This is a genomic window from Candidatus Poriferisocius sp. (genome assembly GCF_965208475.1).
Classification (GTDB): domain Bacteria; phylum Actinomycetota; class Acidimicrobiia; order Acidimicrobiales; family Bin134; genus Poriferisocius.
This window is the reverse complement of the sequence record NZ_OZ242338.1, coordinates 809,227-834,623: the sequence shown is the minus strand read 5'-3', so window position 1 is coordinate 834,623 and position 25,397 is coordinate 809,227. Positions and strand designations below refer to the sequence as shown.

The window sequence follows — 25,397 nt, the reverse complement described above, 5'->3', positions numbered from 1 at the left end:
AGTAGGTAAGGCCGAATGCAAGTGTTGAGGCTTTGAGCGTATGTAAAACACAGGCAACCTGAACCGCCCGATTGAAGTGTCACCCCGCGAGGGATACCGAGTCTGGATTCGGTACGCCGACGAGGTAGCCGGTGAGGTTGACCTGTCTGATCTAGCTGGCCGAGGGGTGTTCAAAGCTTGGGAAAACCGCTCCTGTTTTGAGGCAGTACGAGTTGCCGCAGATGGAGGGATTGCCTGGGGAGACGAGATCGAGCTTTTCCCAGATGCTCTCTACATGAGGCTCACCGACAAGTCCGTTTCGACAATTGCCCGACGTCAGGAGGGCAATCAGATGGGCAAATGGCTAGTCGAGAACATGCCGAGGGGTATCAACCTTGAACTGCCCGACAGGGGGGAACATGATCGAGAGATCCCCTTTCTTGGTGGCGATTAGGCGTTCTGCTGATCGAGGGCGCCAGCCACGGCGGCGCCGGCGGTTACGCCGCAGGCGGCGGCCCATAGCCAGCTGAGGGCGGCGAGGGTTCCGGCTGTGGCCACGGTGATGGCTGTGCCGCCTAGGGTCCAGTTCACGGCTATTGCGGCGATTGTCGATACGACGGAGAACCAGAGGGCGGATACGAAGCCGCCGATCAGGTCATGGCGTAGGGGTCGCCGGGGGCAGGCCACCTTTTGTACGAGGGTGAACACTGCCACCGCCGCCACGAATCCGACCACTGGGGCCAGCCGAGGATCTACCCACACCGCAATCGCGGTGGGACCGGCGATAAGGGGAACGGCCCTGATCAGGAGCCAGAATCCGGCAAATCTCTCCAGCCACCACGACCGGCGGGATTCGCCCCGCACTCGGCGGACAGCCCGACAGGCGGCGGCCGCGGCCCTCATGGTGCCCCACACCGCGACCACTGCGGCGATCGAGGTGGCGGCCACCGGCGCCGACACCACGTCGGCGAACTCCTCGCCGATGGTGCTGTCCACATCGCCGAGCGCAGTCTGCCCGGCGTCGGCCAGCCATTCGTTGAACCGGTCGGCGATACGGTCGGACACGGCCCGCACGGTGGAGGCGATGGCGGCGGCGGCCACCGCGGCGGGGAACAGTGATACCGCCGACCAGAAGGCGATTTCTGCCGCTCCGGTACCGCCCTCTCCCTCCTGCCAGCACTTGATTGATTGCTTGGCCAGGGAGATGAGCCTGGCGAACCAATTCACCGACGAACCGCTAACCCGCCTGGGCTTCGGCCAGACGGGGGATCAGGGCGTCGAACACCTCGGCCCAGTCGCCCACGAAGCCGATGTCCACCACTTCCCATAGGGGAGCGTCGGGGTCGGGGTTGATGCCCACCACCGTGCCGGCGTTGCGCACTCCCACGGTGTGGTTGAACTTCCCGCTCATGCCGATTGCGAAGTAGAGGCGGGGGCTGATGCTGTGGCCGGTGATGCCCACTTGGCGGGCCCGGGGCATCCACCCGTAGTCGGTCACCTTGCGGGTGGCGCACAGGGCGGCCCCGATGGCGGCCTGGTGCTTTTCCAGCTTGGGGTAGTCGGCTGGGTCCACCCCCTGGCCCACGCCGATCACCACCGAGGCGTTGGCCAGCTCATCGCTGTCGTCGTCCCGATAGCGCCGGATGATCTCCAGGCGGCTGCGGCCCGGGGAGTGCAGCGACAATCGGCGAGCCGGGGGACGGTCGGCATTGAATCGGGGGAAGGGCAGCACCCCGGGGCGCACCGTGGCCATCTGCACCGAGGAAGCGCAGAGGATCTCGGCCACCAGCCATCCGCCGAAGGCCGGCTTCATGGCGATCAGCTTTCCGGCGTCGTCCACTCTCAGCCCCACTGCGTCACCGGTGAGCCCCGCGCCCAGCGTTGCCGCCAACCGGGAGGCCACCTCGCGGCCCCAAGCGGTGCCCGGCGCCAACACGGCCCAGGGCTGGGTTTCGGCCGCCCAGGGCGAAATGGCCGACGCCAAGTCTTCCTCGACCGGCGCGTTTCCGCTGGCCCCGACGCCGATGGCTATCTGTGCGTCGGCCCCCCATGTACCCAGATCCTCGTCGGGGTCGTCCAGGCCGGGACCCAGGGCGGCCACCCACCCGTCGATCTCGGCGGCCAGCGCGGCGGCGGCGCCCATCAGCTCCCGGTTCACCCGCCCTCGGCCAGGCTCCACCAACACCGCAATAGCCGGGCCGTCGAAATCAGCCCCAGTACGGTGCGGAACCAAGGGCGGCTCGGTGCTCAAGCCGCTGGCCAGCGCTCCCTTCTCGGCCAAGACCGCTATCGCCTCACCGATCTGCTCGTCCAGGGTGCCGGTCATCATGTGGCGGCGGCGCTCCACGTCGATCATCTGAACTGGGCCGACCGAGGTGGGGCTGGCGGCCTGGCCCCACGGGCCGGGGCCCAGGTCGGCGGCGCTCACCGTCTGGATGTGCGAGGCGTCCACCGTGGCCCAGGCCTCGGGATCCTTGATCTTGCAGGGGTCGCACAGCCGCTCGGCGCACGACACCACCGCAGGCAGTTCCACCGCCACGTCCACCCACTCGTCGTCATGCTCCAATCGCAGTTCCAGGCGGTCGCCGTGAAGGGAGAGGTAGCGAACCCCGGTGGCGAACGGCAGCCCCAGCATCTCGGCCATCTGCGGCGGCACCTGGCCGGTATCGGAGTCCACCGAGTTGCGTCCCATCATCACCAGGTCGAACGGCCCGAAACACTCCAGAGCAGTGGCCAGGGCCTTGGCGGTGGCCCAGGTGTCGGAACCGGCGAACTCCGGGTCGCAGATGTGGATTCCGGCGTCCACCCCGAAAAGAAGAGCTTCCCGACAGACATTTTCGGCCGACTGCGGACCCAGGGTGAACACGGTGACCGTGCCCCCGCTGGCCAGGGCCACCTCGGTGCCCTTGGCCACGGCGCGGCGGCAGTAGTCGTTCATGTGCATGTCGATGCCGTCTCGGACCATGCGGCCATCGGGTCCCAGCACCATGTCCTCGAACACGGGGATCTGCTTGACCAACACGGCCACTCGCAGGGGCCGATCCGGGGCGATCACGTCGGCAGGTGGGTCAACCATCTGCTTCGAGGCTACCTACTAGGCATAGGGATTCTTGGATTGGGCGGCGTGCATCGGGGTTGCTGCGGGCCGCTACGGTTGCCGGATGGCATTCACAAGACGGCGAATCGTAACCGGTCACGACGCATCGGGAGCACCGGTGATCATCTCCGACGGACAGGCCGAGTCGAGCTTCTTGGGACGGAGCACGGCCAGCATGTGGTACGTCGGCCAGCATCCCGCCACCGTGGATGACGGCGGGGACGAGCCGGCCGACCGCAAGGACTTCGTCCCCCCGCCCGGCGGGATTTCGTGGCGCTTCTTTTCGCTCAAGCCCTCGGGGGGAAAGGCGATCGGCCCGCTCGACGACCCCCGGTTCGACCAAGACCGGGTCGGCTTTCATGCCACCCCCACCATCGACTTCATCGAGATCATCTCGGGCCAGATCCGCTTGGAGCTGAACGATCATTGGGTGGAGCTGGAAGGGGGCGACTGCGTGATCCAGCGGGGCACGTGGCATCGGTGGATCGTCATCGGCGACGAGCCCTGCGTGTTCAGCGCCACCATGCTGGCTGCCACCGATGGCGCCGATCCCGGATTCGCCGGGGCGTCTACCGGCGCCGTGGGTCCTCGCCGGATCGTTACCGACGGTGACGGGGTGTGCGCCGACGGCCCGCCCGGCACCGCTACCCATTCGGAGGGTGGGTCGGTAACCGCCGAGCTGTGGCACACTTTCGCCCCGGTGGCCAGCGAACTCCAGGGCGGTGATGCCCCGGTGTCGGACATGCAGCTCAACCCGCCCGGTGGGGGGATCACCTGGAAGCACGTGACCATCCCGGCGGCCATGGCCGACCGGGCGGCCATGATGCACCAGACTCCCACCATCGATTTCGTGCGAATCGTCGAGGGCACGGTGGATTTGGAGCTCCCCAGCCAGCCGCCGGTTCACCTCAGCGCCGGCGACTGTGTGATCCAGAGGGGCACCGATCACGCCTGGCGAAATACCGGCGACGGACCGTTCACCCTGTCGGCGGTGATGATCGGGGTGGGCAGTGGTTGATCAATCAGGGGCTAACCCGGAGCCCCGGATATGAGGCTGTCCTAGCCTCCCATGAGGGGGCCGTCAGACATCGACTCGATGGTGGACACCGCGGTGATGTTGTGGTCGGCGTCGAGCGACTCGAACAACACGCCGGTGGGGGAGTGGAGGTTGAACAGCACGATGGCCCCGTCAGGCCCGCCCCGCTCCATGTGAATCTCCCCGCCGGGGCTCTGGCCGTAGGTGCCGGCGGGCTTGATCTTGTGGACGGGCTCGCCGTCGGGCTCGGTGTCGAACACGTGGTGCTCGCCCTGGAGCACCAGTGTGCGGGTGGCGGCCACATGGCGGTGGAAGTGGCAGTGGGAGTTGGGGGCAAAGCGAACCAGCAGGTCGAGAGTGCCGTTCTCAGGCTGAGAGCCGAGCACGGCCACGTCGTATTCGATGGGATAGTCGAACTCCGGACCGCCTTCCATGTGGCTCCAATGCACGCTGCTCAGGTCGAATCGGGCCTCGAAGGTCATGGGTTCTATCGTAGTAAGCCATGACCGACACTCTCTCTTCCGACACCAGGATGGAATTCAACCCCGACGCCCTCCGAGAGAAGTACCGCCAGGAGCGCGACAAGCGCCTACGGACCGAAGGCAACGGCCAGTACATCGCTATGGACGGCGAGTATTCCCGGTACCTGGACGACCCATCTCAAGCCGGCATCACCCGGGCGCCGCTCACCGACGAGGTGGACGTGGCCATCATCGGCACCGGGTTCAGCGGGCTTTTGGCCGGGTCACGGCTCCGCCAGCTAGGGGTGGAGAGCATCCGGATGATCGAGACCGGGGCCGAGTTCGGCGGCACCTGGTACTGGAACCAGTACCCCGGGGTGCAGTGCGACATCGAGTCGTACATCTACCTGCCGATGCTGGAGGAGATGGGCTACATGCCCAAGGAGAAGTACTCCTACGGCCCCGAGATCCTGGAGCACTGCAAGGCGCTGGGCCGCCACTTCGACCTGTACCGCGACGTGTGCTTCGGCACTCGGGTATACGAGATGCACTGGGACGATGCCGACAACCGGTGGGTGCTTCACACCAACCATCAAGATCGGATGCGGGCCCGGTTCGTGATCATGGCCATCGGCCCGCTCAGCCGCCCCAAGCTGCCCGGCATCGCCGGCATCGACACCTTCGAGGGCCACTCGTTCCACACCAGCCGGTGGGACTACGACTACACCGGGGGCGACACCAACGGGAACCTCGCCAAGCTCTCCGACAAGGTGGTCGGGGTGATCGGCACCGGCGCCACCGCGGTGCAGTGCATCCCCCATGTGGGCGAGGCCGCCCAGCACCTGTACGTGTTCCAGCGCACTCCGTCGTCCATCGACGTGCGGGGCAACCGGCCCACCGACCCGGAGTGGGCCATGTCGCTGGAACCCGGCTGGCAGCAGCACCGCATCGAGAACTTCGGCAACATCGTGGCCGGCAGCAGGCAAGAGGAAGACCTGGTCAGCGACGGCTGGACCGACATCTTGCGCAATCTCACCGCCCTGGGGGAGGGCACCCGCCTCGGCACTCCCGAGGAGATCGCCGAGGCCATGGAGATGGCCGACTTCCAGAAGATGGAGCAGATCCGCCGCCGGGTCGATGAGCTGATAGAAGACCCGTCCATCGCCGAGGCCCTCAAGCCCTACTACCGGCAGTTCTGCAAGCGGCCGTGCTTCCACGACGACTATCTGCCCACCTTCAACCGCGACAACGTCACGCTGGTGGACACCGACGGCCAAGGCGTGGAGCGCATCACCCCTCGGGGCTTGGTGGCCGGCGGACAGGAGTATGAGCTGGACTGCCTCATCTTCGCCACCGGGTTCGAAGTGGGAACCGACTACTCCCACCGGGCCAACTGCGACATCTACGGCCGGGGCGGGGTGACGCTGAGCGAGCGGTGGGCCGACGGCATGTCCACCTTCCACGGGGTGGTCACCCGGGGATATCCCAACCTGTTGCACATGGGCGGCATCCAGTCGGGGGTGTCCCCCAACTTCACCGAGCTCTACAACGAGCAGAGCCAGCACGCGGCCTACATCGTCGAGCGGGGGCTGTCGGCAGGCGCCGAGGTGGTCGAGCCCACCGAGCAGGCCGAGTCCGACTGGGTGCGCCTCATCATGGAGTCGGCCTATCGCCGAGCCGGCTTCTTGGAGTCGTGTACGCCCGGCTATTACAACAACGAGGGCAAGCCCGACGACGGCCCCGGCTGGTTCGGCGGCACCTACGGCGGAGGGGCCCAAGAGTTCTTCAAGCTCCTGAAAGCCTGGCGAGACGAGGGCTCCCTTGAGGGCCTAGAGCTGAGGTAGCCCGATGTCGGTCAAGTTCGCCTATCGCAGCGGCGAGACGTGGGCCGAGCCCTGGGACGACTACCGCGCTCTGAGGGATGAGGATCCGGTCCACGAGGTGGGCGACGGCCAATTCTGGGTTTTGTCGCGGTTCGAAGACGTCTTCGCTGCCGCCCGCGACACCGCCACTTATTCGTCGGCCAATGGCCTGACCACCGCCCCCGACGACATGGCCAGCTTCGATGAGAAAGCCCGGCCCATCGTGATGATGGACCCGCCCGAGCACACCGCAATGCGCCGATTGGTGAGCCGGCCCATGACCCCCCGCCAGGTGGCCCCGGTAGAGGACCTGGTTCGGGAGTTCATCACCGACAAGCTCGATACGGTGGCCGACGCCGGGAACGCAGACATCGTCCAGTCCCTGTTCAAGCCGCTGCCCAGCTACCTGGTCGCCCACTACCTGGGCGTTCCCCCTGAAGACCGGGTGCTGTTCGACCGGTGGACCGAGCGCATCGTGCAGGCCACGGCGGAGTCCACTGCCGAATATGGTCAGGATGCCAGTGCGTTCCTCGAGCTGTTCGAGTACGCCAGCGGGCTGATCGAGCGCCGCAAGACCGATCCCGGCGACGACCTGGTGACCGGCCTGGTGCAGGTAGGCGAAGACGTCGCCTCGGCCATGTGGATCGTGGGGTTCATCTTCACCATGATCACCGGCGGCAACGACACCGTGACCGGGATGCTCAGCGCTTCGACGGTGCTGCTCGACCGCCATCGGGACCAGCGCCGGGCACTGATAGACGACCCTTCGGCGATCCCCAATGCGGTGGAGGAGCTGCTGCGGCTGACTTCGCCCGTGCAGAACCTGGCCCGCACACTGACCCGTGATATGACGCTGCACGGCGTCACCATTCCCGAGGGCAAGAAGGCGCTGCTGCTGTTCGCGTCGGCCAACCGGGATGAACGGGAGTTCGGCCCCACCGCCGGGGAGCTCGACGTCAATCGCAAGATCGACAAGATCGTGGCCCTTGGCTACGGCGCCCACCACTGCCTCGGCGCGTCGGTGGCCCGGCTCCAGTGCCGAGTCGCCCTCGAAGAGCTGCTGGGGCGGTTCCCGGACTACTCGGTCGACGAGGGAACCGCCCGCTTTGCCGGCGGCTGGTCAACCCGGCGGTACGAGTACCTGCCGTTCTCAACCGGCTGAGCGCTAGAACTGGTCCAAGCGCTCCAGCAATGCGTCGGGGGCGCCCGCGTACTGGGCGATCTCTGATGCCGGGATTGCCTCGCTCCACTGCCCATCGCGGCGGCGCAGGATGGAGGGCAGCCCAGAAGAGGCGGCAAGCTGCTCGGCGGTGGCCTCGTTTCGATGCAAGAGCTCGATCTCGACGTCTGACACCGCACATGCCTGCTTCCAGCTCTTGGACCCCATCGGATTCCACCCGTGGGTGATGTCGCACAGTGCGCACTTGCCCCGCCCCAGAAGCTTGCCGGCCACATACCGCAGCTCGCCGCCAAGCCCCCCATCAGCGTCGTAAGTGCCTACAAACAACACGCCCTATGGTATCGGGCCAAAGCCTCGTTCAGTCGGGCTGGCAGGCCCATTGCGACCAGGGGGGGTGGCCGTTGACGTCTTCGTAGTGGCGGACGAACTTGGCGGCTTGCAGGTTGGTGGCTGGATCGGTGAGATCGACGGGCTGTCCGTTGTGGGAGAGGATCGACCACTCCGGCCGACTCCACCCGGTGAGCCATCCTTCGTTGATCTGCATGAGCCCCAGCGAGTAGTCCCCCCATTCCTCGAGGAAGCGGGTGTTGGGGTTGCCATGTGACTCGCAGCCCATAACCGAGAGCACGTCGTCTACCTCGTCGGCCGGGAAAATTTCCTCCACCAGCGGACGCCACTGCTCCACGCCGAAGTGGTCGTAGCTGTCGATCCGGCTTCCGGTGGCAACCAAGGCCAAGCCAGACAGGGCGATAAAACTGAGCAAGCGGATTGTGCGCATAACGTGGGCATGCGACGGTCACAGTGGCAGGCATCTAGTGGCGGTCGGGTCAGTCGACCCGTTGGTTAGGGACTAGGCAGTGAATTCGCCTAAAGGGCTCCCCGGCCAGAATTGCCCTGACGTCTCTTGTGGCGTCTGATTCCTTCCAGAGTCTTCGGCCCCGACCCTCGCCGAGGCCCCCCTGATCCATAGGCAGTATTTCTAGGAGGCCAATTTTAGCCAACAGGTTGGCAAACCAAGCAATTTGGAAAATGCCGGTGACGTTGTGCTCGCCGGAGCAGCAGATTTGCCGGGATCCTTGCCGACCGGCCAGCCTGCCAGCAGCCGGGAGCAGGGCGGTGGCCAACCGCTGAGCACCGTAGAGTCTGGAAATGGATGGCAGCGAAATGCGGCGGCTGGTGCGAGAGGCGCGATCCGGGGTGCTCAGCACCGTGACCGGCGGTGGTCGCCCCCACGCAGTGCCGTGCTGTTTCGCGCTGGAGGGCGATGTGGCGTACTCCGCGATCGACGCCAAGCCCAAGTCCACCCTGGCGCTGCGCCGCTTGGACAACCTGTCCGCCAATCCGATGGCCTGTCTGCTGGTGGACCGCTACGACGACGACTGGTCGAAGCTGTGGTGGATCCGAGTTGACGGCACCGCTCGAGTGCTGGTGCAGGGCGATGAGCGCGACCATGCCCTCGACTTGCTGGCCGCCAAATACGCCCAGTACCAACAAACCCGTCCTCCCGGCCCGGTCATCGCCCTCGACAGCACCGCTTGGCGTGCCTGGCCATAGGCCAGATCGGGCTGGGCCTATCGAGGTGCCTCGGCAGCGGCATTGCGGCCGGCCACCCGGCCAAAAGCCAGCGCATCGCCGATGTGGAAGCCGCCGTCTTTGCACCGGCTGTAGGTGGAGCTGACCGTGCCGGCGGCGTAGAGGCGGCCGATGGCCCCGCCGAAGGGGTCTAGCACCTGGGCTTTTTCGTTGCGGCGAGGCCCGCCGTTGGTCCAGCCCAAAAGCGGGGCCGAGGTGAATCCGTAGTACGGGGGAGTGGCCAGCGGGGCCAGAGTGGCCGCGGGACGGCCCAGCGGATCGTGTCCGGCAGCACAGGCGTCGTTCCATGAGGCCACCGACGCCTCTAGCCCGTCGGGTTCGATGCCCAGAACTCCAGCGAGCTCATCGAGGGTGTCGGCCTTTTGGATCCACCCCCTTTCGATCTCGGCGGAGTTGTCGGCGCTCCACTCATAGCCCTCCATGAGCAGGTTCCACCCCACCGGCAGAATTTCTCGAGGCGGCGAGATGGGCCCGGCCTGCCGGGTGGCCTCGTCGAAGATCACGTGCAGAGGTCGGCGCTGGAAGAGTTCGTAGTCGCCGTCGATCAGGCCGTGGCCGTGGCCTTGGGGCGGCATCTCGTTGTGGGACCGGCGGCCGTCGTTGCCCACGCAGATGAATCCCATGGAGAAGATGAACATCACGTACATCCCCGCCTCGAAACCCTCGGCGGCAAAGCCGAGAGCGGCCATCATGTTGTCCATGTGCCACAGATCGGCGCCTGCCTTCTGGGCCATCTTGATGCCGTCTCCGGTGCCCGCGGGCGAGCCCCACACCGGGGAGCCGGGAAGCTGCAAGTAGTCGCGCACCATCTCCGGGTTGTTCTCGAATCCGCCGGTGGCCAGCACCACGCCCCGGCGGGCGCCCACCCGCAACCGCTGGCCGCCAGAGGTGGCCACCACGCCGGTCACTGCGCCGTCGGAGTCGGTCACCAGCTCTTGGGCCGGGGAGTCCAGCAACACCTCCACGCCCCGGCCCCGCACTACGTCCGACAGGGCCTTCCACAGAAGCTGCTGTCCCATCTCCCCGTTGACACCCAGATAGCCGCCGTAGAACTCGGCGCCGGGCATCTCGGGATATTCGGGCTTGTAGTCGGCGTGGACGCCCGGAGTGACCCCCAGGCTCTCCAGCCACTCGGTGTTCTTGTAGGTCTCCTCGGCCCACACCTCGATGACCTCTTCAGGCAGCGTGTAGGGGCCGCACAGTGACCGCAGGTAAGTGGCCATCCCATCGGGATCGAGGCTGTTGAACCAGATACCCCCGGAGATGCGGGTGTTGCCCCCCTCGCGGCCCTCGGGCATCTTCTCCAGCAAGACGACCGACGCCCCCGCATCGGCCGCGGCAATGGCCGCCGCGCACCCCGCCGCGCCCATCCCCAGCACCGCGACATCGGCTTCCCGGTCCCATTTTTCGCTCATGGCAGGAATCTAGGCGGGCGACTCCACTCGGTACAGTTTCTCGGCGTTGCCCCAGAGGAGTTGGTGGCGGTCTTGGGGGGACAGGTGGCCGATGCTGGCGGCGATCTTCTCCTCCACGTTGTCGTACAGGCAGGTGGGATGGGGGAAATCGGTCTCGAACAGCACGTTGTCGAGCGGGATTCGCCCGCCGAGCATGTCTTGGGGCGCCGATTCCTCGAACCAGAACGTGGTGTACACCTGCCCGGTGAAGTACTCGCTGGGCAGCTTTTGGAATTCGGGCCGGTCATTCATCCCGCCGCCCTCGGTGAACTGATTGTCGAGCGCCTCAAGCATGAAGGGCAGCCAACCGATGCCCGACTCCACCGACACCACCTTCAGCTTGGGGAAGCGGGGCAGCACGCCCGACAGCAAGAGGTCGCACACCTGGATGCCGTTCTTGGTGAACAGATCCACCGATTGCAGGGCGTAGGCCTCGGCGAAGCCTCGGCGCTCCACTCGGGTGTGGTCCCAGTTGAACTCGCCGCTGCCGATGTGAAAAGACACCACCATGTCGCAGTCGCACACTGCCGACCAGAACGGGTCCCAATGGGACTCGCCCAGATAGGGCAGCCCGAACACTTGGGGCTCCCCGGTGAAGTTCACCGAGCGATAGCCCAGTGAGGCGCACCGCTGCACCTCGGCCACCGCGTTGTCCACGTCCCAGAACGGGGTGGCCATCGACGGTATGAGCCGACGGTCATCGGCACTGCACCACTCGGACAAGAAGTCGTTGTAGGCCCTCACGCACTCGTACTTGAGCTCGGCATCGTCAATAGTCAAAAAGCGCTGGGCGCCGAACCCGCCCACGTTGGGATACAGCACCTCGGCCCACACCCCGCGCTGGTCCATGAGCTCCAACCGGGCCCGCGCGTCAAAGGCCGCCGGGTGTACCTCGTCGTAGCCGGCCGGGGAGTCGGGCATGGGCTTGGGCCACCCAGCCGGGGCGGTGGGGCCGACCGCGCCGATGCGGTCGTCGCCCAGCAGCCAGATCTGGCGGCCATCGATCACCTCCACTCGAGGCACACGGTCGCGGTGGCGGGCGGACACCCGACTGGTCCAGGTGTCAGCCGGCTCGGTGATGTGGGTGTCGACGTCGATGATCGAATAGGCCATGCACCAGTCTCGCGCCGTCCAAACCACTAATGCATTGGCGACAGGCCGAGGATCGGTAAAGGATGGTGGCCATGAGCAATGCCGGGAGCACCGGAGGCGAGGAGCCCGGCGAGCGCAGCGACTTCATACGCAGCCTTATCCGCCAGAACATCGCCGACTGCACCTTCGGCGGGCGGGTTCAAACCCGGTTCCCACCCGAGCCCAACGGCTATCTGCACATCGGCCATGCCAAGTCGATCTGCCTGAACTTCGACTTGGCCGCCGAGTTCGGCGGCACCTGCAACCTTCGGTTCGACGACACCAACCCCGAGACCGAGCGGGCCGACTTCGTGGCCGCCATCGAGGAGGACATCGCCTGGCTGGGCTATCAGTCCGACCGGGGCACCCTGTATGCCTCCGACTATTTCGAGCAGCTCTACCAGTGGGCTGAGGATCTGATCCGCGCCGGGCTGGCCTACGTGGACGACCAGGACGCCGAGGCCATCTCCCGGAATCGGGGCGGCTTCACCGAGGCCGGCACCGACAGCCCGTGGCGCAACCGCACCCCTGAGGAGAACCTCGACCTGTTCCGGCGGATGCGGGCGGGGGAGTTCCCCGACGGAGAGAGGGTGCTGCGGGCCCGCATAGACATGGGCCACGAGAACATGCTCATGCGCGACCCGGTGCTGTACCGCATCCGCCACGCCAGCCACCACCGCACCGGCGACCAGTGGTGCATCTACCCCACCTACGACTGGGCCCACGGCCAGAGCGACGCGGTGGAGGGGGTGACCAACTCCGTATGCACCCTGGAGTTCGACGCTCACCGCCCTCTGTACGACTGGTTCTTGGACCATCTCAACCTGCCCGGCGACCGCCCCCGCCAAACCGAGTTCGCCCGCTTGAACATCACCCACGCCGTGCTGTCCAAGCGCCGTCTGTCGCAGTTGGTGGGCGACGGCCATGTCGATGGCTGGGACGACCCCCGTTTGCCCACATTGCGAGGTCTTCGCCGCCGAGGATTCCCGCCCAAGGCCATCCGGGAGTTCTGCCGCCACGTCGGGGTGGCCCGGGTGGACGGCACTGTGGAGGTGGAGCTGCTGGAGTCGTTCGTCCGCCGGGAGCTCAACGAGGTATCGCTGCGGCGGATGGCGGTGCTCAACCCGCTGCGCCTGGTGATAGAGAACTACCCCGAGGGCCAGGTGGAGATTCGGGAGGCGGGCAACAACCCCGAGGATCCATCAGCCGGGGCCCGGCAGGTGCCGTTCTCAAGGGAGCTCTACATCGAGCACGACGACTTCATGCTCGATCCACCCCCCAAGTTCTACCGGCTATCACCGGGTCGCGAGGTGCGGCTGCGGTCGGGCTACTTCGTGACCTGCACCGAGGTGGACACCGACGCCGACGGCAACGTCACCGAGGTGCGCTGTACCTACGACCCCGAGACCGGATCAGGCCAAGCCCCCGACGGCCGCAAGGTCAAGGCCACCATCCACTGGGTGTCGGCCGCCCACGCCCTCGACGGCCGAGCGGTGCTCTACGAGCGCCTCTTCACCGACCCCCATCCCGGCGCCGACGGCGCCGACCCCATGGACTCGCTCAACCCCGACTCCGCCCGGCTCGTCGAAGGCGCCCGCTTCGAGCCGGCCATGGCCGACATCGCCCCCGGCCAGGTGGTCCAGTTCGAGCGCCTCGGCTACTTCGCCCGCGACCCCGACAGCCCCGACATCTTCCACCGCACCGTCGGCCTCAGAGACGAATGGGCCCGCATCCAAAAACGACAGCGCAAGAAATAGGGAGTCGAAGCTTCGACGAGGAGCAGTCAGTCTCCGATGGGCCAGCGGTCGGCGGTGGTGTTGGCTGCGGGCCAGGCGTCGGCGTTGAGCGCGGCGTCGCTGCCGCCGTCCATGAACACCACCGAGCCGCAGAAGAGGCTGGCGTCGGGGGACAGAAGGAAGGCCAGCAGGTTGGCCACCTCGGCAGCCCGCCCGGGTCGCCCAATGGGGATGGGGTAGACGTCGCCCAGGTTCATGATCATGTCCATGTTCTCGGCCACCAATGGCGTGTCGATGAGGCCGGGGGCCACCGCGTTCAGTCGGATTCCCGAGCCGATCCATTCACCCCCGGTGGCGGTGCGCCGAACCCAGCGGGCCAGGGCCAGCTTGCTGGTGGCATAGGCCGTGCTCGGATCGGCGCCGGCCAGTTCACGGGCTTGGGCTTCGTCGTCGTCTAGGCAGGCCTCCACCAGTCCATCGGGCAATTCGACCAGCGTTGTGCAGGAGTTGGAGCTGATGGCCACTGCCGAAGAGTCGGTGCCTTGGGCCAGCAGCGGGCGCAGCCCCTCGACGGTGGCCACCGCGCCGAAGTAGTTGATCGACACCACCTGTTCGGGTTCGGGGCCGGTGATGCCCGCTCCGGCCACCAGTCCGTCGATGCGCCCTCCGCTGGCCGCGGCGACCGCGCCGATCATCGCGTTGCGCCCCTCGGGAGTGGAAAGATCGGCGATGACCTCGGCGTCGCGTATGTCCACGCCGATCACCTCATGGCCGTCTCGCACCAGCCGCTCCCTGGTGGCCAGGCCGATTCCGCCCGCTGATCCGGTGATGACAATCGTTCCCATGAGTACTTATCCTTAGCAGGCTCCTGCGGTGCCTTCCATATTTTCATTTTCCTGGTGAATAAATTGTATTCACCATATGAATAGATATGATTTTCCTGTGGACGGCACTGCTTTGCCCCGCCTCGCCACGTCGAGTCTGGCCGCTCGGCTGCGGGTCATGCCCGCGGTGGTGGTTACCGGCGCACGCCAATCGGGCAAGAGCACTCTCGTCCGAGAGCTGATTCCGGGCACGCGGCGCTATCTCACCCTCGATGACCTTGATGTGGTCGACATGGTCCGCAGCGATCCCTCCGCTTTGGTGGGTGGCGACCGGCCGACGGCGATAGATGAGGTGCAACGTGCGCCCGAAATGCTCCATGAGATCAAGCGGGCCATCGACCAGGACCGCAAGCCGGGACAGTATTTGCTGACCGGCTCGGCCAACCTGCTGTTGATGAGCCGGGTCTCGGAGTCTCTGGCCGGACGGGCCAGCTACCTGACTCTGTGGCCGATGACCCGACGGGAGCAAATGGGCTTGGGTCGGGGCGGGATCTGGGAGGAGCTGCTCGCCACTTCTGGTGATGAATGGCTCGAGCTGGTGGTTGCCCAGCCTGACAGCCGCGAGGATTGGCGCGCCTTGTGCCGGAGGGGCGGGTTTCCCCAGCCGGCGGTGCATCTGGGATCGGCGGAGGAGCGGGCCATCTTGTTTGACGGCTACGTGAGAACCTACCTGGAGCGCGACCTGCGAGACATCTCATCGATTTCGTCGCTGCCTAACTTCCGCAGGTTGATGCGGGCCGCCTGCCGCCGCTTGGGCCAGATCCTCAACCAAGTGGAACTGGGCCGGGACGTCGCTCTGTCCCAGTCGACGGCTCACCGGTACCTCAACCTGCTGGAGACCTCGTACCTGCTGGTACGGCTTCCGGCGTTCGCGGTGAACCGAACCAAAAGGCTCGTCAAGTCGCCCAAGCTGTACTGGGGAGATACCGGAATAGCCCTGCACCTGGCCCAGTCGGCCGAGCCCGAAGGCGCCCATCTGGAGAACTTGGTGCTCTGCGACGTGTTGGCCTGGCGCGACGCCCGGATCAACCAGGCCGACGTGTTCTACTGGCGCACTAGGACGGGAGAGGAAGTGGACTTGGTGATCGAGGCCGCCGACCGACTCCTACCCATCGAGATCAAAGCCACCGACCGCCCCCGCCTCAGCGACGCCGCCCACCTGCGAGCGTTCCGAACCGAATACGGCGACCGGGCCGGCCCAGGCCTGCTGCTCCACACCGGCTCCACCGTCGAATGGCTAACCCCCGACGTGCTCGCCGCCCCCTGGTGGAAGGTGATGTAGCCCTCGGAGATGGTTCTTATTTGGTGTGGTCGGCGAGCGGGTCTTGTGCTGCGAGGAGGTCGGTGGCGGTGATGGCGGTGATGTGGTCGGTGAGGGGGAAGCTGTGGGGGCCGGCGTCGCGCAGCGCCAGGGTCGGCTCGGCCAAACGAGCAAGGTCGCGATGGTCCTCAAGGTCAAAGAAGGCTTGCGGCGACGATGCGACGGTCTGGCGGGCCAAGGTGGACTTGCCCGCTTGGCGAGGACCGGTAAGCAACGTCACTGGCGCGCGCGATACCGCATCACGCAAGTTCCCGGCATCAAGCGGCCGGTCAATCAGCGCCATCTGACCATATTATCCTTGAAAATCTGTCATGCAATACGAGAATTGGCATGCAAAACAAAGCCCAGCGCCCGCTTCGAGCGTTGCTGAGGGCCTGATGGGTACTTATCTGGCCTAAATCGGGTCCAAAGGCGTCCATCGAGGCTCGCGTTTTTCAGCAAAGGCGGCGGGGCCCTCCACTTGGTCGGGGTGGCCCCATATGCCGGTCATGTGGAAGGCACCGGTTTTGCTGGCGTCGGTGAGGCCGTGCTCCAGGGCGTCCCACAGGGCCTTTTTGGTGGCGGCCATGGCCGATGGGGAGTTGCGGGCGATGGCCTCGGCGATCTCGCCGGCCCGCTCCCGCAGGCGCTCGGGCGGATCGACGATCTCGCTGATCATGCCCAGCTCGTAGGCCCGCTGGGGACCCATGCGCTCGTGGGCCCCCATCAGCGCCATGCGCATCACCGTCTCGGCCGGCATCTTCTTCAACAGCGCGATGGCCTCGAGAGCCACCACCTGGCCCACCGACACATGGGGGTCGAAGAACTGGGCGTCGGAGGCGGCGATCACGATGTCGGCGTCGGCCACCCAGTGGAACCCGCCCCCGCAGCAAATGCCGTTGACCGCGGTGATCACCGGCTTGCGCACCTTTTGGTGCCACGAGGTGAAGTGCAGATCGAAGTTCTCCACCGACTCCCGGTAGCGCTCCATGCCCTGCCCGTCGGTGGCCAACTCCACCACATCCACCCCGGTTTGGAAGGCCCGGCCCTCGCCGGTGTGGACGATCACCCGCACTTCCGGGTCTTGGTCAAGCTCCAGCCAGGCCTCGGCGAACTCCTCCCGCATCTGGGAGTTCATGGCGTTGAGCTGATCGGGCCGGTTGTTGATCAGCCACCCCACTCGGCCCGCGCGCTCCACGATCAGCGTCTCGTAGCCCATCCGCCCAGTTTGTCGCGCCCCGTTCGACAATGCTCGGTTGTCGGGGGTCGCTACCTGTGTCTTGGGCCTTTTACCCCTACATTGGATGGTATGAAACGGTTGATATCTCGCTTGTGGGGATGGTTGAAGAAGTTGTCGGTCCGGGCCAAGGTGCTGCTCGCAGTGTTGCTTGCGACCCTGTCGGGGTTCTTGATCTGGGCGGTGTTCTTCTGGTTCGCATTCCAGACCTACTTCATCGACGACAAAGTGGATGAGGCAGGCCCGGTGTTCGACAGCGGTGCGGCGGCTGACACCCCGCTTGCTGAGCCGGACGCGACCACGCCGACCGCGACCGAACCCGCCGCTCCTCAGCCGACGGCGGGCGACTCCGGTGCCCCCGATTCGGGGGCGACGACCACTGCCTCTGAGCCCGCCACTGCCGCGCCAACGACGGCCGCTGGTCCCATGCCGGGCGACGAATTGTCGGAAGAGCTAGTCGCCGAGATGGACGAAGCCATGGAGGAACTCGGCATGCCCGAGGAGCAACCGGTAACCGAGACGATGCCGGACATGCCCCAGGTGAGGGTGGAGGCATCCGGCGAGTTCATCAGACGCAGCCACCCCACTCAGGGACAGGTGGATGTGCTGGGCGATGGCACCGGCCAGAGGTTCCTGCGGTTCGAGGACTTCAGAACCGACAACGGCCCCGATCTGAACGTCTACCTGAGCGCGGCTCCCCCGGACGCCCCCGCCGGACAGTTCGACGACGACTTTGTGGACCTCGGCGACTTGAAGGGCAACGTGGGCTCGCAGAACTACGAGATCCCCCGCGACCTCGACCTCGACGTCTACTCCACCGTGGTGATCTGGTGCGTGAGGTTCTCGGTGATATTCGGTGCCGCCGATCTCGTCGCCAGCTGATTAGCCTGGGCCGGGCATGAAGCCCTATCCGACGCCGCCCGAAGGGCTGCAAGTGGTCTCGGCGCCGCCGATTTTGACCCTCACCCTCGATCGGCCGCAGCGGCGCAACTCGCTGACCGACGACATCGTGCTGGCCCTGATCGACACCTTGGAGGCGGCCAGCGCCGACGAGGAGATCCGGGCCGTTCTGCTCAACGCCGTAGGCGACAACTTTTGCAGCGGCTTCGACCTAGCGGGTCGGGCTGGAAGCGGTTCCCGGCCTCGGCCGGGCAGCATCTCCCGGCGTATGCCCTATCTGGTGAATCGGCTCATCCCGGTGATGCTGGAGGTGCAGGTCCCCATAGTGTGCGCGGCGAGGGGCTGGGCCGTGGGGCTGGGCCTCAGCCTGGTGCTGGCCTCCGACTTCGCGGTGGTTGCCGACGATGCCCGGCTGAGGGCCCCGTTCACGGCCATGGGCATCACCCCCGACAGCGGCACGTCGTGGCTGCTGCCCCGGCTGGCCGGTGTGGTCTGGGCTAAGCGAATGCTGATGTTGGGAGAGGAGGTCTCAGGGGCCGAGGCGGCCGAATGGGGCCTCATCCACCAGGCGTTGCCTGCCGGTCAAGTCGATGCCGAAGCTGCCGTCTTGGCCACCAGATTGGCCTCCTCGGCCACCGTGGCCGTCGGTCTGGCCAAGACCCTCGTACACCGCAGCGCGGGGCGCAGCCTGGAGGCCCACCTGGGCGACGAGGCGTTCGCCATGGAGTTGTCGTCCCGCTCAGCCGACTTCCGGGAGTGGGCCGAATCCCGCCAAGAGGGCCGTCCCCCCGATTTCACCGGCCGGTAAGCACTGCCCAATCCGGCTTCAGCAGAACTGGCCGGTAGTCTGCACCCATGTTGGTATTGGATCCGACGGCTGCTCCACTGGCTACCGATCCGGATAGGGGGCCTGATGCCGGTCCCCTGACCGGCAAGCGAGTGGGCATCCGCTACGACCTCACTTGGCGCTCCTTTTTGTGGACTGTCGATGAATGGACCCGCAAGCTGGAGGCGGCGGGGGCCGAGGTGGTGCCGTGGTGCTCGGAGTCCCGCCAGGACGTGAAGCTCGAGGACGCCGTGCTGGTGGAGTTGGAGAACTTCGCCACCGATGTGGACATCGCCATCGTCGGGTTGGGCAATTGAGGCAGCTGCACGTCTTGGACCGTCCACGACGCAGTTGCAGTGGCGGTCCAAGACAAGACGGCGGTCGCCGTCGTAACCGAGGAGTTCGTGCCGCTGGCCGAGATCATGGCCCGCAACCTGGAGCGGCCCGGCCTGCGCCAGTGCGTTTTGCCCTACCCGCTGGACACCCGTCCCGAGCCGGAAGTGCGCCAGATCGCCCGCGATTTCTGGCCATCGCTGCTGGATTCGCTGGGAGTGCCTGCGTAGATGGCCCCTGACGGCGACGCCATTCCCGACGGGCGGGTCGAGGCCCCCGATGGGCAGGTCGAGGTGCCTCACGGGCGGGTCGAGGCCCCAGACGACCCCGTGGAGTTCATGGCCTGGGCCACGGCTCGGGGCTGGGGCGACGGCCTCCCGTTGATCCCGCCCACTCCCGAGCGGGTGGCCCAGTTCACTGCCGCCGCCGGCCGCCCGGCAGGCTCGGTGCTGTTGGAGGTGCCGCCGGCCAACGCCTGGTGTACGGTGGAGAAGCTGGCCGTCAACGCCTGCATGGCCGGGGCCGCCCCCGAGGCCATGCCCTTGATGATGGCCGCGCTGGAGGCCATGGCCGAGCGCCCGTTCGACCTTTTCGCCCTCAACACCACCACCAGCTCGGTGGTGCCCTGCCTGTTCGTGAACGGACCGGCCCGCGACCGGCTGGATCTGCCCTATCAGGCCGGGTGCTTCGGCGGCGCGGCCGGGGCCGGTCCGGCTATCGGGCGGGCCATCCGGCTGGTCATGCGCAACGTCGGCGGCCAAGTGGCCGGGGAGACCTCCAAGTGCGTGCTGGGCCAGCCCGCTCGGGTGGTGGGTTTGGTGATGGGGGAGTGGGAGGAGCGCTCCCCGTGGCCACCGCTGGCCGAGCGCCGGGGGGTGGGCGGCAACGCGGTCACCGTCTACGGCACCATCGGCACCATGGACATCGCCGACATCGCGGCCGACGACGGCCGCTCGCTGGCCTGGGTCATCGGCCAGTCGCTGGCCTATGTGGGCACCAATGCCTACATCTCCCATTGGGGGGCCGAGGTCATGGTGGTGGTGCCCCCGCCCTGGGCCGACATGCTGGCCGCCGCCTTCCCCTCCATCGAAGACGTGCAAGAGGCCCTGTGGCGAAACGCCGGCCACCAGGAGGACCGGTTCCCCGAGACCCACCGGGAGTGGCTGGCCGAGCGCGACCGGATCAGCCCCGACGGCACCGCCTACATCGTGGAGCAGCCCTCCGACGTGATCGTGATGTGCGCCGGCGGCCTCGGCAACCTCCACGCCGGCGGCCTCCACAACTTCGGCCCCACCCGGGCCATCACCCGCCCCTTCTGATGCCCGAGCCCGAGTCGACAGCAGTCACCGTGGTCGTGGTGGCCGGCGGCGACCCCCCAACCCCCGAAGAGATCGCCCGCCTCCCCGCCGACCCCGTAGTGGTGGCCGCTGATGCCGGCCTAGACCACGCCCTAGCCGCCGGACTGACGCCGGCAGTAGCAGTGGGCGATATGGACTCCGTATCACCCGAAGCCCTGGCTGTCGCCGAACAGTCCGGAACCCGCATAGAGCGCCACCCCGCCGACAAAGACCAAACCGACCTGGAGCTAGCCCTCGAACTAGCCACCCGCCTCGCCGACCAGATCATCGTCATCGGCGCCGCCGGCGGCCGCCTAGACCACCTGATCGGCAACCTAACCGTGCTGTCTTCCCCACAATGGTCCGGAGTCAACATCGAAGCCTGGCTGGGCAACGCCCTAGCCGTGGTAGCTCACAGCCATCGGGTTTTGGACGTGGAGCCCGGTGCCACTGTGTCATTGTTCGCCGTGGGCGGCCCGGCGCGAGTAACGACCACCGGCCTCGCCTGGCCCTTAACCGACGAGCTCCTAGACCCCCTCACCAGCCGAGGAGTAAGCAACCGCGCCACCAACCCCTCACCTGAGCTTTCCGTTTCCGAAGGCGTGGTTTTGGCAGTTATCCCGTAGGCCGCTCCGCCGGGAACACCCGATTCCCCTCAACCTCCACCCGCTGCCGCCGCAACAGGAGCGAGGCGATCCGCCACTGGCCGTCGTCGCATTTGCGGTAGGTCTCCTCGTACCAGCCCGTGCCCCATATCTGGCCCACACCGCTCTCCGGCGGCCAGTCCAGGTGGTCCTCCATCGACCACACCGCAGAGGCGGTATTCGGCCCGTCGATGCTGATCTCGCTCATGTGGCCGTGGTGGGTGGTGATGATGGGGGCCAAGATGGGCTCCAGGTACACCCGGAAGGCCCTGTTGCCGTGGATGTCGGAGTCCTCATCTGTGTCGTCGGGGGTGGAGATCACCACGTCGTCGCAGAACACGTCTTCCCACTCATCCCACCGCTTCTGGTCCATGAACCGGAAATACCGGGCCTTGAGCTGGCGAATGGCCTCAATCTCAACCAAATCCTCAGGAGTCATGGCTGGCACGCTAGTGGGCCGAAACTCTCACAAGCTGCTTGCCGATGTTGCGGCCATCGAAGAGCCGAACCAGCGCCTGGGGCACGTTCTCGATGCCGTCCACCACGTCCACCTGGTAGCGGATGCGGCCGTCGTGGACCCACTGGGCCAAGATGGGCAGGGCTTCACCGAAGCGGTGGAAATAGTCGGTGATGATGATTCCCTGCACTCTCACCCGGCGGAACAAGATATTGCGGAACAGCCGGGGCGACCACCAGTCGCCCTTGGCGTTGTAGGTGGAGATAAGCCCGCAAAGCACCACCCGGGCATGGTGGTTGACCTGGCCCATAACGGCGTCCATCACGTCGCCGCCCACGTTCTCGAAGTCCACGTCGATCCCATCGGGGCACGCCTCCCGGAACTGCTCGTCGAGGTTGCCGGCCCGATGGTCCACGCAGGCGTCGAAGCCCAACTCCTCGGTCACGAACCGGCACTTCTCCGGCCCGCCGGCCACCCCCACCACCCGGCAGCCTGAGATCTTGCCGATCTGTCCCGCCACCGAGCCGGTGGCCCCCGCGGCGGCCGAAACCACCATGGTCTCGCCCGGCCGGGGCTCGCCCACATCCAGCAGACCCCAGTAGGCGGTCATTCCGGTGGGGCCGAGCACGCCTGTGAACGCCTCCAGCGGCAACCCCAGCTCCATGGGGATGCGCTCGGCCCGGTCCAGCACCGAGTATTCCTCCCAGATAAGCCCGCCGGTGACCACGTCGCCGGCCTGGAACTCCGGATGGCGGGATTCGACCACCGTGCCCCACGTCCGCCCCCGCATGGGGTCGCCCACCTCGATCGGGGGCATATAGGCGTCGATATCGCTCATCCAGATCCGATGGGTGGGGTCCATCGACAGAAAGGCGTTGCGCACCAGCAACTGGCCCTCACCCGGCCTGGCCACCGCAAGCTCCGTCAACTCCATGTCCCCTGCGGTGATGTCACCCTCCGGCCGACCCCGCAATATCCACCGCCGGTTTCGCTCGCTGCTCATGTCGTTCTCCTCGCCATCGCCGGCACACCATACGGCGTTGTCTGTACCCTCACGGGTCGGATGTCGCAAAAGGGAGCACCCAAGTTTTGACATCGGAATGGCTAATGGGTAACAAGTCCTCACGAAATTGTATATAAACTAGTATGCAAAATCGTATATGAATGAGTGCGGTTCCCGAGGATCCCCTCGACATTCTGGGACATCTGCAAATCGCTCTAGCCGGAGGGTTTCCAGCCGCAGTAGCGGCCTCAAGTGCCGACAGGCGTTCCCGGTGGATGCGCAGCTACGTCCAGGTGGCGACAACCCGCGATCTCGGTGAGTTCGACAGCACCACGGGTCGCTGTCGCAGCCCGCTAGGGGAGGGCATCGAAGCTGTCCCCATCGCCGGCCTCTGGGGCTGACCGATAGACCTTTCACCAATTTTTCGAGCCTGCGCGGTTTTGTAGGGTGAGAGGTTGGGATCAGGGCGGCGAGAACGGCGGGCAGGAACCTGGGGAGCGCGGGGCCCCAGAGTAAGCAACAACCCACCTCAGCAGATACCTGGCACATTGAACGGTCAAATACCCCCGGAAGATGGTGCATCGACGGGTGCCGTATTGTGTCGGCGGCAGACCGCAAGGAGCACCGATGACCGATCAGCGCCAGCAGGAGCACTATCCCGGGTTCGAAGGGACAGTGGGCAAGATCATGGCCACCTCCGAGTCGTGGTGGCCGCCCCGCCCCACTGCGCCGGATGGTGCTCCCAACGTCGTTGTCGTGCTGGCCGACGATCTGGGCTACTCCGACGTGAGCTGCTACGGCTCGGAGATCGCCACCCCGGCCATCGACGAGTTGGCCGCCACCGGGGTCCGCTACACCAACTTCCACGTCACCCCGCTGTGCTCGCCCACCCGGGCCGCGCTGTTGACCGGGCTCAACTCCCATCATGTGGGCGTGGGGTTCGTGGCCAACGCCGATCCCGGTTTCCCCGGCTATGCCGGTGAGCTGCCTCCCAACCAGTCGACGCTGGCCGAGATGCTCAAGGCCAGCGGCTACGCCACCATGGCGGTGGGCAAGTGGCACCTGTGCAAGGAAACCGACTTGTCGATCGCCGGCGATACCCATTCATGGCCGCTCCAGCGGGGCTTCGACCAGTTCTACGGATTCCTCGAGGCCCTCACCAACTTCCACCACCCCCACCAGATGTACGAGGGCAACAGCCCCATCGACATCGCCGAGTATCCCGAGGGCTATTACCTCACCGACGACCTGACCGACCGGGCCTGCCGCATGATCAGAGAGGTCAAGGCCACCGACCAGGACAAGCCGTTCTTCATGTACTACGCCCACGGTGCGGTCCACGCCCCGCTGCACGCCAAGGCCGACAACATCGCCCGCCACCGGGGCCACTACGACAAGGGCTGGGACCAACTCCGCGAAGAGCGCTTGGCCCGCCAGATCGAACTCGGAGTGGTTCCGCCAGACACCGAGCTGCCGCCCCGGAACTTCGAGCCCGACGAGGACGTGCGGGCCTGGGACAGCTACTCGGAGGGCGAGCGCCGGGTCATGGCCCGCTACATGGAGGTGTACGCCGCCATGGTGGAGTCCATCGACGACAGCGTGGCCCGCATCCGAGCCGAGCTAAACGCCATCGGCCAGCTCGACAACACCATCTTCGTGTTCACCAGCGACAACGGCGCATCCCGAGAGGGCCGGGCCCAGGGAACCACCTCGTACTTCACCTACAGCAACCCCGGAGCGATGTCTTCGGCGGAGGTGGGCGAAGAGGAGATGAACGCCCTCGACGCCATCGGCGGCCCCACCACCTGGCCCCACTACCCCCGGGGCTGGGCCATGGCCTGCAATACCCCCTTCCGGCTGTACAAGATCACCTCCTATCGGGGTGGCCACTCGGTGCCGTTCGTGCTGTCGTGGCCAGCCCGCACCGCGGTGAATGGCGGGGAGCTGCGCAACCAGTACACCCACATCATCGACCTGCTGCCCACTTTGTCTGAGCTGTTGGGTATGGACATCCCCACCGAGCGCCACGGGCTGGCCTCCGAGGCCCCCGACGGGGTGTCGTTCGCCGCCACGCTGGATGATCCCGATGCCCCCTCCGACCACACCGAGCAGTACTACGAGTGCATCGGCCACCGGGCCTATTACCGCGACGGTTGGGCGGCGGCCGCCTTCCACGAGTTCATGGCCCCGTTCAGCACCGACCGGTGGGAGCTGTTCAACCTGACCGAAGACCTCAACGAGCGGATCGACCTGGCCGATGCCGAGCCCGAGAAGCTGGCCGAGCTGGTGCAGGCCTGGGATGAGGCCGCCTGGCGCAACCGGGTCTTCCCCCTCGACGAGGGCACCGGCCTTTACCGCCTGTTGCGGCCCGCTGAGCATGAGCTGCTCACCCGTGAACTGCGAATCCTGCCCGGCACCCCCACCGTGGAGCGCTACCGGGCATCTCGGGTCATCGCCGGCGGCAACTTCACCGTCACCGTCGATCTGCACCACCGCCCCGGCGACCAGGGCGTACTGGTGGCCCACGGCGGGCAGGCCTCGGGCTATGTGCTCTACATCGAAGACGGCGCACTGCACTTCGAGGTGAACAGCGGCGGCCAGCCCATGGTGTTCGACCCCATGGACCTGCCGGGCGAGTGCCGCCAGATCATCCTGGACGTCGCCGCCCCCGGCGGGCGCATCTGGAACATCACCGTGAGCGCCGACGGCCGCACCGGCATCGCTGCGTCGAACATTCCCCAGATCTACGGCTTCATCCCCTGGGAGGGAATCGACGTGGGTGTCGACCGCCGCTCCCCGGTGTCATGGCAGCTCCACCAGCGCCACGGCTCCTTCCCCTACACCGGCACCCTCCACCAAGTGACCTACACCCCCGGCCCCCCCGCTCCCGACACCGAAGAAGCCCGCCTAGCCGAACTCCGCGAAATCGGAATGGGTTTGGAATAGC

The 25,397-nt window shown here is 66.4% G+C and carries 26 protein-coding genes and 1 pseudogene; 15 read left to right on the top strand and 12 right to left on the bottom strand.

The annotated features are described in order from the left end of the window. The first annotated feature begins 76 nt into the window (after positions 1-76). Positions 77-433: a DUF2442 domain-containing protein gene (locus tag ACOGXA_RS03915; RefSeq protein ID WP_419925975.1), complete on the top strand. Its 357-nt coding sequence runs from the start codon at positions 77-79 to the stop codon at positions 431-433. On the opposite strand, the gene ACOGXA_RS03910 is transcribed toward ACOGXA_RS03915, so the two are convergent. Both ACOGXA_RS03910 and ACOGXA_RS03905 read right to left on the bottom strand, forming a co-directional pair. Then, positions 430-1,206: a YhjD/YihY/BrkB family envelope integrity protein gene (locus ACOGXA_RS03910; protein ID WP_419925974.1), complete on the bottom strand. Its 777-nt coding sequence runs from the start codon at positions 1,204-1,206 to the stop codon at positions 430-432. The two genes, ACOGXA_RS03915 and ACOGXA_RS03910, sit on opposite strands and share 4 nt — an antisense overlap. 10 nt (positions 1,207-1,216) lie before the next feature. Next, entirely contained in the window at positions 1,217-3,055 is a 1,839-nt protein-coding gene (locus ACOGXA_RS03905) for an FAD-binding protein (RefSeq protein ID WP_419925973.1), read from the bottom strand. Positions 3,056-3,140: 85 nt separating this feature from the next. Here ACOGXA_RS03905 and ACOGXA_RS03900 point away from each other — a divergent pair, with 85 nt between their 5' ends. Further along, positions 3,141-4,094 carry a cupin domain-containing protein gene (locus tag ACOGXA_RS03900; RefSeq protein ID WP_419925972.1) on the top strand — a complete coding sequence of 318 codons (954 nt, stop codon included), beginning with the start codon at positions 3,141-3,143 and terminating at the stop codon, positions 4,092-4,094. 41 nt (positions 4,095-4,135) lie between these two features. On the opposite strand, the gene ACOGXA_RS03895 is transcribed toward ACOGXA_RS03900, so the two are convergent. After that, positions 4,136-4,594 carry a cupin domain-containing protein gene (locus tag ACOGXA_RS03895; RefSeq protein WP_419925971.1) on the bottom strand — a complete coding sequence of 153 codons (459 nt, stop codon included), beginning with the start codon at positions 4,592-4,594 and terminating at the stop codon, positions 4,136-4,138. Between the two features lie 20 nt (positions 4,595-4,614). Here ACOGXA_RS03895 and ACOGXA_RS03890 point away from each other — a divergent pair, with 20 nt between their 5' ends. Next, on the top strand, positions 4,615-6,417 hold the full coding sequence (locus ACOGXA_RS03890) for a flavin-containing monooxygenase (protein WP_419925970.1): 1,803 nt from the start codon (positions 4,615-4,617) through the stop codon (positions 6,415-6,417). Between the two features lie 4 nt (positions 6,418-6,421). Then, positions 6,422-7,597: a cytochrome P450 gene (locus ACOGXA_RS03885; RefSeq protein WP_419925969.1), complete on the top strand. Its 1,176-nt coding sequence runs from the start codon at positions 6,422-6,424 to the stop codon at positions 7,595-7,597. A 3-nt stretch (positions 7,598-7,600) separates the two neighbouring features. Here ACOGXA_RS03885 and ACOGXA_RS03880 read toward each other — a convergent pair whose 3' ends face one another. Further along, positions 7,601-7,942: a hypothetical protein gene (locus ACOGXA_RS03880; protein ID WP_419925968.1), complete on the bottom strand. Its 342-nt coding sequence runs from the start codon at positions 7,940-7,942 to the stop codon at positions 7,601-7,603. A gap of 31 nt (positions 7,943-7,973) precedes the next feature. Then, positions 7,974-8,393 (bottom strand): hypothetical protein, encoded by a 420-nt coding sequence (locus tag ACOGXA_RS03875; RefSeq protein WP_419925967.1) that lies wholly within the window; start codon positions 8,391-8,393, stop codon positions 7,974-7,976. A gap of 371 nt (positions 8,394-8,764) precedes the next feature. Here ACOGXA_RS03875 and ACOGXA_RS03870 point away from each other — a divergent pair, with 371 nt between their 5' ends. After that, entirely contained in the window at positions 8,765-9,169 is a 405-nt protein-coding gene (locus ACOGXA_RS03870) for a TIGR03668 family PPOX class F420-dependent oxidoreductase (protein WP_419925966.1), read from the top strand. A gap of 17 nt (positions 9,170-9,186) precedes the next feature. Here ACOGXA_RS03870 and ACOGXA_RS03865 read toward each other — a convergent pair whose 3' ends face one another. Both ACOGXA_RS03865 and ACOGXA_RS03860 read right to left on the bottom strand, forming a co-directional pair. Continuing rightward, on the bottom strand, positions 9,187-10,623 hold the full coding sequence (locus tag ACOGXA_RS03865) for an FAD-dependent oxidoreductase (protein WP_419925965.1): 1,437 nt from the start codon (positions 10,621-10,623) through the stop codon (positions 9,187-9,189). 9 nt (positions 10,624-10,632) lie between these two features. Continuing rightward, a complete protein-coding gene (locus tag ACOGXA_RS03860) occupies positions 10,633-11,775 on the bottom strand; it encodes an amidohydrolase family protein (RefSeq protein ID WP_419925964.1) in 1,143 nt (380 codons plus the stop codon). A 71-nt stretch (positions 11,776-11,846) separates the two neighbouring features. On the opposite strand from ACOGXA_RS03860, the gene ACOGXA_RS03855 reads away from it, so the two are divergent. Next, the gene (locus ACOGXA_RS03855; RefSeq protein WP_419925963.1) at positions 11,847-13,550 is read left to right on the top strand and encodes a glutamine--tRNA ligase/YqeY domain fusion protein; all 1,704 of its coding nucleotides are present in this window, start codon (positions 11,847-11,849) and stop codon (positions 13,548-13,550) included. Positions 13,551-13,576: 26 nt separating this feature from the next. On the opposite strand, the gene ACOGXA_RS03850 is transcribed toward ACOGXA_RS03855, so the two are convergent. After that, on the bottom strand, positions 13,577-14,374 hold the full coding sequence (locus tag ACOGXA_RS03850; RefSeq protein WP_419925962.1) for an SDR family oxidoreductase: 798 nt from the start codon (positions 14,372-14,374) through the stop codon (positions 13,577-13,579). 97 nt (positions 14,375-14,471) lie between these two features. Here ACOGXA_RS03850 and ACOGXA_RS03845 point away from each other — a divergent pair, with 97 nt between their 5' ends. Further along, complete coding sequence (locus tag ACOGXA_RS03845; protein ID WP_419925961.1) at positions 14,472-15,695, top strand: ATP-binding protein; 1,224 nt, start codon at positions 14,472-14,474, stop codon at positions 15,693-15,695. Positions 15,696-15,711: 16 nt separating this feature from the next. Here ACOGXA_RS03845 and ACOGXA_RS03840 read toward each other — a convergent pair whose 3' ends face one another. Beyond that, positions 15,712-16,017, bottom strand: coding sequence for an AAA family ATPase (locus tag ACOGXA_RS03840; protein WP_419925960.1), 306 nt, complete (start codon positions 16,015-16,017; stop codon positions 15,712-15,714). A gap of 111 nt (positions 16,018-16,128) precedes the next feature. After that, entirely contained in the window at positions 16,129-16,932 is an 804-nt protein-coding gene (locus ACOGXA_RS03835; protein WP_419925959.1) for an enoyl-CoA hydratase/isomerase family protein, read from the bottom strand. A 90-nt stretch (positions 16,933-17,022) separates the two neighbouring features. Here ACOGXA_RS03835 and ACOGXA_RS03830 point away from each other — a divergent pair, with 90 nt between their 5' ends. The 6 genes and pseudogenes from ACOGXA_RS03830 (at position 17,023) to ACOGXA_RS03805 (ending at position 20,972) form a co-directional block, all read left to right on the top strand. Further along, a complete protein-coding gene (locus ACOGXA_RS03830) occupies positions 17,023-17,832 on the top strand; it encodes a DM13 domain-containing protein (protein ID WP_419925958.1) in 810 nt (269 codons plus the stop codon). A gap of 16 nt (positions 17,833-17,848) precedes the next feature. Next, positions 17,849-18,658, top strand: a complete 810-nt coding sequence (locus tag ACOGXA_RS03825) for an enoyl-CoA hydratase/isomerase family protein (protein WP_419925957.1) — start codon at positions 17,849-17,851, stop codon at positions 18,656-18,658. A 47-nt stretch (positions 18,659-18,705) separates the two neighbouring features. After that, positions 18,706-18,993: a hypothetical protein gene (locus tag ACOGXA_RS03820; RefSeq protein WP_419925956.1), complete on the top strand. Its 288-nt coding sequence runs from the start codon at positions 18,706-18,708 to the stop codon at positions 18,991-18,993. A gap of 12 nt (positions 18,994-19,005) precedes the next feature. Next, positions 19,006-19,239, top strand: a pseudogene (locus ACOGXA_RS03815) (UGSC family (seleno)protein); the annotation flags it as partial. Next, a complete protein-coding gene (locus ACOGXA_RS03810; RefSeq protein WP_419925955.1) occupies positions 19,240-20,328 on the top strand; it encodes a hypothetical protein in 1,089 nt (362 codons plus the stop codon). Further along, entirely contained in the window at positions 20,328-20,972 is a 645-nt protein-coding gene (locus tag ACOGXA_RS03805) for a thiamine diphosphokinase (RefSeq protein ID WP_419925954.1), read from the top strand. Before ACOGXA_RS03810 ends, ACOGXA_RS03805 begins: the two co-directional genes overlap by 1 nt. On the opposite strand, the gene ACOGXA_RS03800 is transcribed toward ACOGXA_RS03805, so the two are convergent. Both ACOGXA_RS03800 and ACOGXA_RS03795 read right to left on the bottom strand, forming a co-directional pair. Beyond that, positions 20,962-21,429 carry a nuclear transport factor 2 family protein gene (locus tag ACOGXA_RS03800; protein WP_419925953.1) on the bottom strand — a complete coding sequence of 156 codons (468 nt, stop codon included), beginning with the start codon at positions 21,427-21,429 and terminating at the stop codon, positions 20,962-20,964. The two genes, ACOGXA_RS03805 and ACOGXA_RS03800, sit on opposite strands and share 11 nt — an antisense overlap. A 10-nt stretch (positions 21,430-21,439) precedes the next feature. Continuing rightward, complete coding sequence (locus ACOGXA_RS03795) at positions 21,440-22,450, bottom strand: NADP-dependent oxidoreductase (RefSeq protein WP_419925952.1); 1,011 nt, start codon at positions 22,448-22,450, stop codon at positions 21,440-21,442. A gap of 161 nt (positions 22,451-22,611) precedes the next feature. Here ACOGXA_RS03795 and ACOGXA_RS03790 point away from each other — a divergent pair, with 161 nt between their 5' ends. Beyond that, positions 22,612-22,851, top strand: a complete 240-nt coding sequence (locus ACOGXA_RS03790; protein ID WP_419925951.1) for a hypothetical protein — start codon at positions 22,612-22,614, stop codon at positions 22,849-22,851. Positions 22,852-23,077: 226 nt separating this feature from the next. Beyond that, entirely contained in the window at positions 23,078-25,396 is a 2,319-nt protein-coding gene (locus tag ACOGXA_RS03785) for an arylsulfatase (protein WP_419925950.1), read from the top strand. Position 25,397 lies beyond the last annotated feature (1 nt).